This is a genomic window from Cellvibrio sp. PSBB023 (genome assembly GCF_002007605.1).
Lineage (GTDB): Bacteria > Pseudomonadota > Gammaproteobacteria > Pseudomonadales > Cellvibrionaceae > Cellvibrio.
In genome coordinates this window covers 2,520,001-2,532,612 of sequence record NZ_CP019799.1, presented here as the reverse complement: position 1 = coordinate 2,532,612, position 12,612 = coordinate 2,520,001, and the positions used below count along the sequence as shown (strand labels likewise).

General features: G+C 50.9%; 14 protein-coding genes. 8 read left to right on the top strand and 6 right to left on the bottom strand.

The window, feature by feature from the left end:
* The first annotated feature begins 25 nt into the window (after window positions 1-25).
* From cyoE to B0D95_RS11070, 4 genes are all read left to right on the top strand, one after another.
* Window positions 26-964 (top strand): heme o synthase, encoded by a 939-nt coding sequence (gene cyoE / locus B0D95_RS11085; protein ID WP_078043941.1) that lies wholly within the window; start codon window positions 26-28, stop codon window positions 962-964.
* On the top strand, window positions 961-1,407 hold the full coding sequence (locus tag B0D95_RS11080) for a copper chaperone PCu(A)C (protein WP_078043940.1): 447 nt from the start codon (window positions 961-963) through the stop codon (window positions 1,405-1,407). The genes cyoE and B0D95_RS11080 overlap by 4 nt, the downstream gene beginning before the upstream one ends.
* Window positions 1,400-2,062 (top strand): SCO family protein, encoded by a 663-nt coding sequence (locus tag B0D95_RS11075; protein ID WP_078043939.1) that lies wholly within the window; start codon window positions 1,400-1,402, stop codon window positions 2,060-2,062. The genes B0D95_RS11080 and B0D95_RS11075 overlap by 8 nt, the downstream gene beginning before the upstream one ends.
* A gap of 237 nt (window positions 2,063-2,299) precedes the next feature.
* Window positions 2,300-2,896, top strand: coding sequence for a Yip1 family protein (locus tag B0D95_RS11070; protein WP_078043938.1), 597 nt, complete (start codon window positions 2,300-2,302; stop codon window positions 2,894-2,896).
* Between the two features lie 88 nt (window positions 2,897-2,984).
* Here B0D95_RS11070 and hemL read toward each other — a convergent pair whose 3' ends face one another.
* Genes hemL through B0D95_RS11050 form a run of 4 tightly spaced genes read right to left on the bottom strand, consistent with a single transcriptional unit; the run spans window position 2,985 to window position 7,131 of the window.
* Complete coding sequence (gene hemL, locus B0D95_RS11065; protein WP_078043937.1) at window positions 2,985-4,268, bottom strand: glutamate-1-semialdehyde 2,1-aminomutase; 1,284 nt, start codon at window positions 4,266-4,268, stop codon at window positions 2,985-2,987.
* Between the two features lie 2 nt (window positions 4,269-4,270).
* Window positions 4,271-4,900 carry a thiamine phosphate synthase gene (gene thiE, locus B0D95_RS11060; protein ID WP_078043936.1) on the bottom strand — a complete coding sequence of 210 codons (630 nt, stop codon included), beginning with the start codon at window positions 4,898-4,900 and terminating at the stop codon, window positions 4,271-4,273.
* A 1-nt stretch (window position 4,901) separates the two neighbouring features.
* Window positions 4,902-5,324, bottom strand: coding sequence for a CopD family protein (locus B0D95_RS11055; protein WP_078043935.1), 423 nt, complete (start codon window positions 5,322-5,324; stop codon window positions 4,902-4,904).
* Between the two features lie 25 nt (window positions 5,325-5,349).
* Window positions 5,350-7,131 carry a chloride channel protein gene (locus B0D95_RS11050; protein WP_246841583.1) on the bottom strand — a complete coding sequence of 594 codons (1,782 nt, stop codon included), beginning with the start codon at window positions 7,129-7,131 and terminating at the stop codon, window positions 5,350-5,352.
* Window positions 7,132-7,351: 220 nt separating this feature from the next.
* On the opposite strand from B0D95_RS11050, the gene argC reads away from it, so the two are divergent.
* The 4 genes from argC to erpA all read left to right on the top strand — a co-directional run bounded on the left by argC (window position 7,352) and on the right by erpA (window position 10,044).
* The gene (argC, locus tag B0D95_RS11045; protein WP_078043934.1) at window positions 7,352-8,398 is read left to right on the top strand and encodes an N-acetyl-gamma-glutamyl-phosphate reductase; all 1,047 of its coding nucleotides are present in this window, start codon (window positions 7,352-7,354) and stop codon (window positions 8,396-8,398) included.
* A 69-nt stretch (window positions 8,399-8,467) separates the two neighbouring features.
* Entirely contained in the window at window positions 8,468-9,214 is a 747-nt protein-coding gene (locus tag B0D95_RS11040; protein ID WP_246841582.1) for a DUF6776 family protein, read from the top strand.
* Between the two features lie 21 nt (window positions 9,215-9,235).
* A complete protein-coding gene (locus tag B0D95_RS11035) occupies window positions 9,236-9,616 on the top strand; it encodes a polymer-forming cytoskeletal protein (protein WP_078043932.1) in 381 nt (126 codons plus the stop codon).
* 74 nt (window positions 9,617-9,690) lie between these two features.
* Window positions 9,691-10,044 (top strand): iron-sulfur cluster insertion protein ErpA, encoded by a 354-nt coding sequence (erpA, locus tag B0D95_RS11030; RefSeq protein ID WP_078043931.1) that lies wholly within the window; start codon window positions 9,691-9,693, stop codon window positions 10,042-10,044.
* Window positions 10,045-10,068: 24 nt separating this feature from the next.
* Here the strand turns inward: erpA and B0D95_RS11025 are convergent, their stop codons facing one another.
* Together B0D95_RS11025 and B0D95_RS11020 are read right to left on the bottom strand one after the other, a co-directional pair.
* Window positions 10,069-11,178, bottom strand: a complete 1,110-nt coding sequence (locus B0D95_RS11025) for an anhydro-N-acetylmuramic acid kinase (protein WP_078043930.1) — start codon at window positions 11,176-11,178, stop codon at window positions 10,069-10,071.
* A 53-nt stretch (window positions 11,179-11,231) separates the two neighbouring features.
* Window positions 11,232-12,593, bottom strand: a complete 1,362-nt coding sequence (locus tag B0D95_RS11020; protein WP_246841581.1) for an OapA family protein — start codon at window positions 12,591-12,593, stop codon at window positions 11,232-11,234.
* Window positions 12,594-12,612: the final 19 nt, after the last annotated feature.

Here is a 12,612-nt window from a genome sequence, read left to right as displayed (position 1 = left end):
TTTTTATTTCAGCGGGAGACATAAAATGACCACCCTGAAAACAGCATCACCTTGGGTTAATGGACGTGCACAGTTAAATCAACTTTTTCAGGCCTACTATCAACTAACCAAACCTAAAGTTGTAGCATTGTTGGTGTTGACGGCAGTTGTAGGAATGATGCTGGCAAGCCCTGGATGGCCTGATCCCTGGCTTATTGTAACGGCAAGCAGTGGCATTGCTTTGGTCTCGGGAGCTGCAGCGGCATTTAATCATGTGCTGGATCAAAAAATTGATGCACAAATGGCTCGTACTTATATGCGCCCCTTGCCCAAAGGGCGATTGACTAACCAACAGGCCATTATTTTTGCTTGCATACTCGCCATGAGCGGTTTTTTATTATTACTGTTTGCGGTGAACACATTAACGGCTTATTTAACACTGGTCGGTTTATTTGGTTATGCGGTTGTTTATACCCTGATATTAAAGCGCGCAACGCCACAAAATATTGTGATTGGTGGTGTGGCCGGTGCATTACCGCCTGTGCTTGGATGGACCTCAGTCACTGGCAGCGTCAGTGGTGAGGCGCTCTTATTGATGATGATTATTTTTGCCTGGACGCCACCTCATTTTTGGGCGTTGGCTATTCACCGCGTCAACGATTATGCCAGAGCGAATATTCCCATGTTGCCTGTGACCCATGGGATTGCATTTACCAAAACACTCATCCTGCTGTACACCTTTTTACTCATGGTCGTGTGTTGGTTGCCTTACTTGATTGGCATGACAGGACTGTTGTATTTGCTTTCCAGTCTGGTGCTGAACATGCTTTTTATTCGTCACGCGTGGCGGTTGAAATTTGCTGCGCAAGCAACAACGGCTATGGATACGTTTCGCTTTTCTATCCTGCACTTAATGCTGCTATTCCTGGCTTTATTAGTCGACCATTATGTACTTATCTTTTGGTATGAGGGTTCGATTTTATGAGCAGTTTTATTCGTGGCGTATTTATTGTGTCGCTCGGAGTTATAGCCGTCTCGGTGTTTTCTGCGGACAGAGAGGTTGTCTCGGTACAGCAAGCTTGGGTGAAATTAGCTCCGCCGGGTGCTGCCGTAAACGCGGCTTATATGCGGTTACAAAATCAATCGCCCATTGCGCAGACGATTATTGCAGTGAGTGCGGATTGTTGCTCGCAGGTAATGATGCATGAATCGCGGCTGGAAGGGGACAGTGTAGTGATGGATCACAAAGAGCGTTTGGAGATTCCGGCACAGTCTGAACTGGTGTTGGCTCCGGGCGGATTGCATTTAATGCTTATGGGGGCTCATAAGCCGCTGACGATGAATGACAAGGTCAGTTTTGTAGTAGAGTTTGCCGATAGAACACAGCAAATTATTGTCGCGCCTGTGAAGCTCGCCGCAGATGAATAGCAGCAATAATTCAATTTGGTTTTATGCGGTAGCGACAGTGCTCAGTGTGGCATTGGGCTTTTTTGTCGCCAGCCATTATTCAACAAGTGAACCTGTGTATCACCACGCACAGCTCTTACCGCAACCACGCGCACTACCTGAAATGGCATTGGTGGATCAGCAGGGGAAATCCATCGGTAACAATCTGTGGCGCAATCGCTGGTCATTGGTTTTTTTTGGTTTTACTTCCTGTCCGGATATTTGCCCATTGGAGCTACAAAAACTGGCGTCTTTACTGCGATTAGCCGACGCGTCAGCCAGGTTACAAGTAGTGTTTATCAGTGTGGATCCGGAGCGCGATACGCCTGCCAGGTTGCGTGAGTATGTTAATTTTTTCCATCCGGATATTGTGGCACTCAGTGGCAGTAATGCGGAATTGGCGCACACGGCTAATTTTTTTGGTGCTGCTTATGATCGCTCGGTGATTATTGAGAGTAAATTATTTAGTGTTCCAGCGGGCATTGATATGCCTGTGAATGCAGGCAATGCTTATCAGGTAAATCATTCTGCCAGGGTATTTATTGTGAATCCGCAAGGTGCTTATGCCGGGAGTTTCATGCCGCCCTTTGATGCTCCGCAACTATGGGGTGATATAAAACAACTGATTAGGCAATAGTTTGCTATAGCACACTTGGCGCTTAGGCTGAATGTGTTTATACACAGAAGGTTGATTACAAGACGAGGAGGTTATCTGTTCATGTGTTTTGAACATCAATCGTTCTAATAGGCTGTGAGAGAGAGACCTGATCTGGCTATATACTATTTCAGTAAGATGAATACATTTTTTTGCTCTGCCGTAACGCGTCGTATAACCCCGAGTGAATAACGAGTCGCACTGTGTTTGGAGGAAAATATGATTTCTCATGTTGCAGGACTATTTACCCATCCCCACAAAGAGTGGGAAGAAATTCGTGATACCCAGGAATCCGTGTCTCATTTGTATTTTGCACACGTACTGTTTCTGGCGTTAATTCCACCGGTTTCCATGTTTATTGGCACTACACGTGTCGGCTGGGTTATTGGTGATCGCGCCCCGGTTATGCTGACAGAATCGAGCGCCTTTATCATGAGCGCGCTAATGTACCTGGCGTTGTTGGTTGGTGTGGGTGTGATAGGGGCCTTTATCGATTGGATGTCGCGCACCTATGATTCTGCACCGGGGCTTGCCCGTTCAATTGTGTTTGCTGCCTATACTGCCACACCGCTCTTTGTGGCCGGTTTGTGCGCACTTTACCCCAACGTGATTCTCACCATGCTGGTGGGTATTGGTGCAGTGTTCTATACCGTGTATTTACTTTATACCGGCATTCCGATTTTTATGAGAATTCCCGAAGATGAAGGTTTTATTTACTCCAGTTCTATTTTAACAATTGGCTTGGTGATGTTTGTTGCACTGCTTGCCATCACTGTATTGATTTGGAGTTTTGGTTTTGGGCCAGTGCATGCCTAATCTATGCTGAAAAGCACCTGTAATACTTAAAAAATAAAAAGCCGGGGCAGTTAGTCTGCCCCGACTTTTTATTGGTTGCGGAGATTATTTATTTCAAAGTGGCAAACACTTCAGCGGCAATGGTCAGCGTAGCCTGAATATCCTGCTCTGTGTGCGCACCAGACATGAATCCGGCTTCGTAAGAGGCCGGGGCTAAATAAACGCCGCGCGCTAACATGCCATGGAAAAATGCATTGAAGCGTGGAATATCGCAGGCCATGACTTGTTTGAAGTTGGTGACTTTTTTCTCGCTGGTAAAAAAGAAACCAAACATACTGCCAACGTGATTGGTGGTAAAAGGAATACCTGCTTCATCGGCCAGGCGTTGCAATCCTTCTACCAGTTCGGTAGTGCGTGCGCAGAGATTGTCGTAAAAGCCTTCTTGCTCCAATAACTCCAGGGTTTTTAAACCAGCAGCCATGGCAACAGGGTTGCCGGAGAGTGTGCCCGCTTGGTATACCGGTCCAGAAGGCGCAATCATTTGCATAATATCGCGACGACCGCCAAATGCACCTACCGGCATACCACCGCCAATGACTTTACCCAGGGTGATGATGTCGGCATTGACGCTGTAGTGGCCCTGTGCACCCTTGTGCGCGACGCGAAAACCGGTCATGACTTCATCAAAAATCAGCAGGCTACCGTATTGATCGCATACCTCGCGCAGGCATTCCAAAAAGCCTGGTACGGGCGGAACACAATTCATATTACCTACCACGGGTTCAACAATAATGCAGGCAATTTGGTCGCCGAGCTTGGCAAAACATTCACGCACTTGTTCTGCGTTGTTGTAATCCAGTGTGAGTGTGTGGTCGGCGAGTACGGCAGGTACGCCCGGTGAGCTGGGCACACCGAGGGTCAGTGCTCCGGAACCGGCTTTGATGAGCAGCGAATCGGAGTGGCCGTGATAACAGCCTTCAAACTTAATAATTTTGTCGCGTTTGGTAAAAGCGCGCGCGAGTCTTATGGCGCTCATGGTCGCTTCAGTGCCAGAGCTGACAAAGCGCACCATATCCATATTGGGAATCAGGTTGCAGAGTTTTTCGGCGAGAGTTGTTTCGCGTTCAGTAGGGGCACCAAAACTCAAACCAAATTTTGCAGTTTCGATAACGGTATTAATCACCTCGGGGTGTGCGTGCCCTAATACCATCGGCCCCCAGCTTTGCACGTAATCGATGTATTGCTTGCCGTCTGCATCCCACACGTAAGCACCCAGCGCGCGCTCAAAAAATACGGGCGTACCGCCTACTGCTTTAAAGGCACGCACGGGCGAGTTAACACCGCCGGGAATGGTTTTTTGGGCTTGTAAAAATAATTCTTCAGAGCGGCTCATAATTAATCCTGACCTTTAACAGATAATTCAATAAATTTTTTGGCTTGCACGGCAATATCGTCCGCTGCAAATAAACTGTGGCAAACGGCAAGCATATCGGCCCCCGCGTCTAATAATTGTTTACCGTTATCCAGAGTAATTCCGCCGATAACAACGATAGGTGTATTGCTAAATACTTTGCGTGCATCGCTGATTAATGAAATTGGCGCAGGGCGCGCATCGGGTTTGGTGTTGGATGAAAAAAAGCGACCAAAGGCAATGTAATTGGCACTGTCTTTTATGGCCTGTTGTGCAAGCGCCAATGAGTCATGGCAGGTGACACCGATAATCGCACTACTGCCGAGAATAATTCGTGCGGCAAGGGCATTGGTATCGCCTTGGCCCAAATGCACGCCGTGGGCACCCACTTCTTGTGCGAGACTCACATCGTCATTGATTAATAATTGCGCCCGATGTTGATTACATAGCGCGAGCAACTGTTTTGCTTCAGATAGTCGGCGTGGATGGTCGGTTGATTTATCCCGATACTGCACCCACTTGCAGCCACCCTTGAGGGCTGCAGCGACGGCAGTGAACAGCGTGTCGCCGGGTAAGAGTTGTGAGTCGGTAATCGCGTAGAGTTTATTCATCATGTTAAAAAGGTTTTACCACCACCAGAATGACAATGCCAATTAATAAAAACACCGGGAGTTCGTTGAACACACGAAAAAAAACATGGCTCTTGGTGCAGCGGTCATCGCGCAATTGTTTGAAGTAGGCGATACACGCGTGGTGATAGCCGGTGAGCAGTGCGACCAATACCAATTTGCACCAGTACCAACCTTGTGTGGAATAGTAAGCCCAGCCGAGCCAGCTCATCCAAACACCAAAAATAAACACCGCAATCATTGAGGGGTTGGCGATGCCGCGCAGTAATTTTCGCTCCATAATTTTAAAACGCTCGCGACTGATCTCGTCTTCGCTCATGGTGTGGTATACGAACAGGCGCGGCAGATAAAATAGCGCCGCCATCCAGGTGATTACGGCGATAATGTGCAGGGCTTTTATCCAGAGCATGGTGATGTCTCAATAAATAGGCAGCTTAAATACGGTAGTAGTTGTCGATAGTGCGGCGACTGATTATACCCAGTGGCTGGTGCGAATCGCTAAGTGATTCCACCCAAAGTGCATCCAGTTGCTGGCGATTCATCAATTCCAGTGCTTCAAATAGATTCGCATCCGCTGCAATGCGCGCAAGGTCGTAGCGGCGCGCGGGGATCTCCTGCAGGTTGATCATCTCCTGGCGTTCATCGGTTGGCTGATGGCTCGTCAGCGTTTGCAGATAAGTATGTAAATCGGCCGGTTGCAGCAGTTGGTTGTTGTCGCGCACTAAAATCCAGTGTGGGTGACGCGCCAGTAACTGTTGCGCAGCGTGCAGGCTTATTTGGCTATCGCTCACCACCAGATGGCGATCCATCGCACCGCGCACGCCGGTACGGCTGAGTAATTGCTCCATTGCTTCGGCGCTGCGAAATTTGCCCTGAATACGCAATACATGCTGAAACAGCCCATCGCAGCGGAATACCCAGCGGGTGGTGAGGCAGGCGGCAATCACCACCAGCATACTGGGGAAAATAATGTTGGGGTTATAAGTGAGTTCGAGTATCGCCATCATCGCCGCGAGCGGGGCATTGAGTGTGGCGCCCATCATGGCACCCATACCCAAGATCACATAAAAGCCTATGGCGCTGGCGGAGCCGGGCATGAGTAGTTGGGCTGCGCTACCGACCGCACCGCCGACACAGGCGCCGATAAATAGCAGCGGGCCTACCACGCCGCCAGGCATGCCCATCCCCAAGCTGAGGGAGGTGGCTAATAATTTGGTAATGGCAATCGCCAGCAGCAATGCAAAACCTATCTCGCCTGCCAGTGCGCTGCTAATAGTGTCGTAACCCACGCCCATGATCTGCGGAATCCACAGGGCGCATATACCGGTGAATAACCCTGCAAGCGCAAAGCGCAGCGCGATGGGGCGATGCAATGCCCAGCGACAGCTTGCGCCGTGCAAGCGAATGTAGGCGGCAGCAAAGACGGCGACGACCAAGCCGACCAGGCCCATCAGTGGCAGTTCGCGCAAATCGCCCATCACTGACTGCGCGTTAATAAAGGCGATTTCAGGCCCAAAGGCGAGGCGTGTCATGGTGGCCCCCGCGACGGCGGCCAGGGTGACCGGAATAAACCCGGCGATGGTGTATTCCAGAATCACGACCTCCATCGCAAAAATAACCCCGGCCATGGGTGTGTTAAAGCAGGCGGCAATGGCCGCTGCAACGCCACAGCCCGCCAGCGGACGCAAGCTGTTGGCGGGTAACTTCAGCCACTGCCCGAGCAGGCTGCCACTGCCTGCGCCCAGGTGTACGGCTGGGCCTTCGCGCCCGACGGATTGACCCGTCAGCAAACAGGCCGCGCCGCCAAAGAATTGAGTGACTACGTTGCCCAGTGGCATGCGCCCCTGATGATTCTGCAAGCGATCCATTACATGGCCGATGCTGGTGGCGTGATGGCGTTTATCGACCAGTTGTAATACCAGCCCCAGCACAATCGCACCAGTGACGGGGAGGGCAAAGTGCATGGGCGAGCTGATCGCCTCAAAGTTTTCAAAGCTATCGGGCAGGAAATATCCCAGTGGCAACTCTACTGCCCAGCGAAAGAGCACAATCACCGCGCCGGCAATAATGCCGGTCAGCAGGCCCAGCAGTGTCAGCTGCGGTAAGGCTTCAGCCCCCGCCAGTTGGTCGCGCAGGGACTCCACATAATGGCTAATACGCGAAGCTGTAGTGATTGGCGCTGTGTCGGTAGGTCTATGGGGGCGATTGGCGGGCACAGTTTGTTCCTGCTAAAGCGTTAACTGCGACGCCACCAGCGTTTTCCTGATGAGGCGGCAGCTTTTACTTTCGATTTATGAATAAGGCTCTTATGATAGCCCTCTTTATTTCCAACCATGGCATGGGCGCGCTCAGGATATCAGAGTCATGCGCGTCTTATGATCGCTTTGGGTGAGAAACACAGCGTTGATATTGAACAAATCTTTATAGGGGGTTGAGGTGATTAAAGCGGCGATTGTTGGTGGAACTGGCTATACCGGGGTTGAGTTGCTGCGCCTCTTGTCCAAACATCCACAGGTTGAGGTGACAGTGATTACCTCCCGTGCCGAGGCGGGCACCAAGGTGGCCGATATGTACCCCAACCTGCGCGGCCATATCGATCTGGTGTTTACCGAACCGGATGTCGCTGTGCTGGGTGAGTGCGATGTCATCTTCTTTGCTACACCCCATGGTGTGGCGCAGAACATGATGAGCGGCCTGATGAATACCAAGGCGCGTATCATCGACCTGTCTGCTGACTTCCGTATCCGCGATGTTCCCCTGTGGGAGAAATGGTACAACCAACCGCATGGCGCGCCGGATCTGGTCGCCCAAGCCGTTTATGGCCTGCCAGAAGTAAACCGCGAGGCGATTCGTACCGCCAAGCTGGTTGCATGCCCTGGCTGCTATCCCACCGCGACCCAATTAGGCTATCTGCCACTGATTGAGAATAATCTGGTCGATCCAACTCGGTTGATCGCCAACGCCGCCAGTGGTGCCAGTGGTGCCGGGCGTCAGGCTAAAATCGATAACCTGTTGATGGAAATCAGTGATAGCTTCAAGGCATATGGTGTTGCCGGTCATCGCCATTTGCCGGAAATCGAACAGGGCCTGCGCGATGTGCAGCCTGCAGGTGCAGCACCGGTAGCCCTGACGTTTGTACCGCATTTGCTGCCGATCATTCGGGGTATTCATGCAACCCTCTATGCAACCCTGCTGGATGCCAACAATGTGCCTGATTTGCAGGCGCTTTACGAAGCGCGTTATGCCAATGAACCCTTCGTGGATGTATTGCCCGCTGGCAACCTGCCGCAAACGCGTAGCGTGAAAGGCTCCAATGTTTGCCGTATCGCCATTGTTCGTCCACAGCAGCGCGATACCGTAGTGGTGTTATCGGTGATCGACAACCTCACTAAGGGCGCCTCCGGACAAGCGATCCAAAACATGAATATTATGTTTGGCTTTGAGGAAACCGCCGGTCTGGATGTTGTGGCCTTAATGCCGTAATTGCTCTTCCTTGCGCGGGGTAGTTCGCTACCCCGCACAGAATAAAAACGACGACAAATGAAATTTGCTATGGCTAAAGTCAAAGGTTCGCCCGTTTATCGACTCAAAATTGTGCCGCATCGTCCGCTCAGGTCAGCATTGATTGCCCTGCTTTTATTCGCATTGGTCGTTGGTGCTGTTGTCACCAGTTACCACTATGCAGGATACAAAACCAGCGCCGAACGGCTGTCACCCGAAGAGGGCAAAGAGCTGCGTGCCAAGCTGGAAGCCCTCAGTACCGAGACGGCAGAATTGCATCGCGAGTTGGCCACTTATCAGCTCAGCGCTGAAGTCGATCGCAAAGCTGGCGAGGAATTGCGCAAGCGGGTGATGGAGCTGCGCGAAGAAAAAGCCGCCTTGCAGCGTGACATTGATGTGTATCGCATCATGACATCGAAAAAGAACAGCAATCCCAAGGGGATTAGCTTCGGTGTGTTTTCCGTCACGCCTATTGCCGAAGGCAAGCATCTGTTCAAGCTGGTCATACAAAAACTCGCCGAGGGCGATGATGACTTTGTCGGCGACCTCAGTGCCACGGTAATTGGTCAACAAGACGGTAAAGAGGTCCGCTTCTCCCTGCGCGAGCTGGCAGTGAATAAGGCTGAGCCCATGGCGGCCACTATCCCCCTGAATTTCAAATTCTTCCAGAATGTGGATACCGAAATCCTGATTCCAGAGGGTTTTATTCCGGATCGCCTTGAGCTGGCGGTAAAGTCCAATGCGCGCCGCAATCCGATAACCGTGGAAGCGCAACTGGAATGGCCTGAACACAAATAGACCTTTACTGAGGAGCCCCTGATGGCATTTTCGAATAATCACACCTTGATATCCCGAGCGACCAAAGTGGTTGGCGACCTGCACTTTACCGGTGAATTGCAACTGGAGGGCAAGGTGACGGGGAATATCATTGCCGAGAATGAGAAGGATGCTAAAGTCGTTATCGCCGATACCGGCTTGGTCGAAGGCGAGATTCGCGCTCCGGTGGTGGTAGTCAATGGCAAGGTGTTGGGTAATATCTACTCCACCAAACACCTCGAGTTGGCTGCCAAAGGCAATGTAGTGGGGACTGTTCACTATCACTCAATTGAGATGGTGAAGGGCTCACAGGTCAATGGCAGTATGATCAATACCCAGCAGCAAGCCGTGGGCGCACTGGAAATTGCGGCTGATCAAGCTTAATAGTTGACTGTTTTACTAGGGTAAAGGGATAATAAATCTCGCCCTTGCGGGCTTTGTTGTTATCCGGAGTATCTATGTCTACCGCTGAAATTTATATCCCTCAAGTCGTCACTGTTACCGACAGTGCGGTTGCCAAGGTCAAAAGCCTGATTGAGGAAGAGGACAATCCGGACCTCAAGCTGCGTGTTTATGTAACCGGTGGTGGCTGTTCCGGCTTCCAGTATGGATTTACCTTCGATGAAGCCGTCGCCGATGATGATTCAATTGTTGAGCGAGACGGTGTCAAGGTCGTTGTCGATGCGATGAGCTATCCCTATCTCGTGGGTGCCAGAGTGGATTACGAAGAGGGGCTGCAAGGCTCCAAATTTGTTATCCAAAATCCTAATGCTTCCAGCACTTGCGGCTGTGGTTCCTCGTTTACTGTCTAGTGTTCGCTTGGTGTGAATATCACATCAGGCGTAATACACGCCCCCCAGAATGACCTCCCGCTGTGCGCCTGTCACTTCTTTTACATTGCCTGACTGACGGTTCATGGTTTGCCGTGCCAGCCAGGCAAATGCCATAGCTTCTATCCACTGTGGATGAATGCCGAGGCTTGCTGTGCTCTCAACCTTATCGCTAGCCAACAGGGCTTGCAAACGACGTATCAGTTGCATGTTGTAAGCGCCACCACCGCAGACAAATACAGCCTTGGGTTCGCTACTTAAGGAATGGATCGCATCGCTAATGGTGATTGCGGTTAATTCCAGCAGGGTCGCCTGTACATCTTCAGCACCAAGGGCGATACCCTGTAAGGCATCTTCCAGCCATTGGCGATTAAATGTCTCGCGTCCGGTGCTCTTGGGTGCAGCTTGGGTAAAAAAGGGGTGTTGTAATAGTTTATCAAGCAGCATTTGGTTGATTGTGCCGCTTGCCGCCCAGGTCCCGGATTCATCATAACTCTTGCCGTGATGTGCCAGTATCCAGCCATCCATCAACACATTGCCTGGTCCGGTATCAAACCCGAGTGTTGCCTCTTGCTTGGGGAGCCAGGTAATATTTGCCATGCCGCCAATATTTACGATTACCCGAGGCTCTTCGGTAGAGTGAAAAATCGCGCGATGAAATGCAGGAACCAGTGGCGCGCCCTGTCCACCAGCCGCCATATCGCGTCGCCGAAAATCAGCCACAGTGGTTATTCCGGTAAGTTCGGCAATCGTATTAGGGTCGCCAATCTGCAGGGTAAAACAACCCTGCGGGGAACCGGGCGGCCTATGGCGGATGGTTTGCCCATGGCTGCCTATCGCCATTACCTGCTCGGGATCTACCTCTGCGTGCTGCAGGAGTGTCAGGCTGATCCGGGCAAAATGCTGCCCCAGTGAGATGTCTAGCGCACCTACGCGATCAATCTCATTATCTGACGGTAGGGCAAGGGCATGAATTTGTTCGCGCAGGCTATCGGATAATGGCTCGCTGTAATGGGCAATCAGGCGTGGATGTTCATCAAATGTTACCAGTACAGCATCGATTGCATCTGCACTGGTGCCTGACATAAGGCCAATATAGTAGTGGGGGTGGGACATCGAATTGTTCCCGCGATAGGTTGGCGCGACTAAATATAGCGCCATGCCGAGGGTTAATTGCTGTTGGTGCTGTTGTTCGCAATGGCGAGGCGGTTAGACGATTTGAACTGATCCAGCTTGGCAATTAATGGGCGCGTAGTTTCAGTAAAACGTGCAATTTCTGTTTTTTCTATACCAATCGATTTAGGAAGCGGGACGGTCACTGGGTTGCGCACCTGTCCATTGACGTGGAATTCATAGTGCAAGTGTGGGCCAGAAGCCAAACCGGTAGAGCCCACGTAACCAATAACATCACCCTGACTCACTCGTGAACCATTGCGGACACCCTTGGCAAATCCATTCATGTGTCCGTACAGTGTCGCTATACCTTGGCCGTGCTGGATAATAACCACGTTGCCATATCCACCTTTAACGCCTGCAAATGACACCTTACCGTTACCTGTTGCACGGATTGGCGTACCACGTGCGGCAGCATAGTCGGTGCCTTTGTGCGCGCGGATAATATGTAATACCGGGTGTTTACGTGCCAGATTGAAGTGGGAGCTAATGCGGGCAAACTCAATCGGGGTGCGCAGAAATGCCTTATGCATGCCACGGCCATCAGGTGTGTAATAGGCGCTATTGCCTTCTTTATCGGTATATCTCACTGCTTTAAACGTTTTGCCACCATTGGTAAATTCGGCTGCCATGACTTTGCCGACGCCAATTCTTTTACCGTCCAGAAATTGCTCTTCATACATCACCTTAAAGCTGTCGCCTTTTTGGATGTCCAATGCAAAATCGATATCCCAACCAAAAATATTTGCCATTTCCATGGTCAGGTTGCTGGGCATGCCTGCACGTTTACCTGCCATATAAAGAGAGCTGTCGATGGTTGCCTGGCGGAATGCATATTTAATATCGGGCTTAAGTGCGATCTGCTTGCCGGTAAAGCCCTTATTGCCGCGCTCAAAAGTAAGGCTGTTCAGCTCATTGATGACATATTTGAGCCCAGTTAGTCGGCCGTTCTCAACCAAAAAGGACATTTTTTGGCCGGGGCGAATGTGGCGTAAATCTTTGGCGTCTTTGGCATCGCTAAATAATTCATAAATTGAGCGGTCATTGAGTCCTGCTCGTTTAAACAAAATGGACAGGTTATCGCCATTTTGAATAGTAAACTCTTTCCATTGCGGCCCGATGGGTGTTTGAGTTTCCGCAACAGGTGTTTCAGCTTTGGCGGCTACTTCCTGGATAATTGCTTCAACTGGAGGTATAGCGATGGGGGTTGCTTGGGTTTCGGTGCCCTGTATCTCAAGGCCGGGGATATTTACGCTTTGTACACTAACCGCTTGGGGGCTGGAATCGTTGCTGCTACCAATAAGAATCAACAAGCCCGCAGAAATCAACGCTGCCGCAGCGAGATGTCCACGCGGCACGTGTTCCAAAAGGGTCGAT

Bases quoted from the DNA above. Each gene is read 5' to 3' on its own strand.
- cyoE (WP_078043941.1), top strand. From the start codon at position 26: ATGACCACCCTGAAAACAGCATCACCTTGGGTTAATGGACGTGCACAG.
- B0D95_RS11080 (WP_078043940.1), top strand. From the start codon at position 961: ATGAGCAGTTTTATTCGTGGCGTATTTATTGTGTCGCTCGGAGTTATA.
- B0D95_RS11075 (WP_078043939.1), top strand. From the start codon at position 1,400: ATGAATAGCAGCAATAATTCAATTTGGTTTTATGCGGTAGCGACAGTG.
- B0D95_RS11070 (WP_078043938.1), top strand. From the start codon at position 2,300: ATGATTTCTCATGTTGCAGGACTATTTACCCATCCCCACAAAGAGTGG.
- hemL (WP_078043937.1), bottom strand. From the start codon at position 4,268: ATGAGCCGCTCTGAAGAATTATTTTTACAAGCCCAAAAAACCATTCCC.
- thiE (WP_078043936.1), bottom strand. From the start codon at position 4,900: ATGATGAATAAACTCTACGCGATTACCGACTCACAACTCTTACCCGGC.
- B0D95_RS11055 (WP_078043935.1), bottom strand. From the start codon at position 5,324: ATGCTCTGGATAAAAGCCCTGCACATTATCGCCGTAATCACCTGGATG.
- B0D95_RS11040 (WP_246841582.1), top strand. From the start codon at position 8,468: ATGGCTAAAGTCAAAGGTTCGCCCGTTTATCGACTCAAAATTGTGCCG.
- B0D95_RS11035 (WP_078043932.1), top strand. From the start codon at position 9,236: ATGGCATTTTCGAATAATCACACCTTGATATCCCGAGCGACCAAAGTG.
- erpA (WP_078043931.1), top strand. From the start codon at position 9,691: ATGTCTACCGCTGAAATTTATATCCCTCAAGTCGTCACTGTTACCGAC.
- B0D95_RS11025 (WP_078043930.1), bottom strand. From the start codon at position 11,178: ATGTCCCACCCCCACTACTATATTGGCCTTATGTCAGGCACCAGTGCA.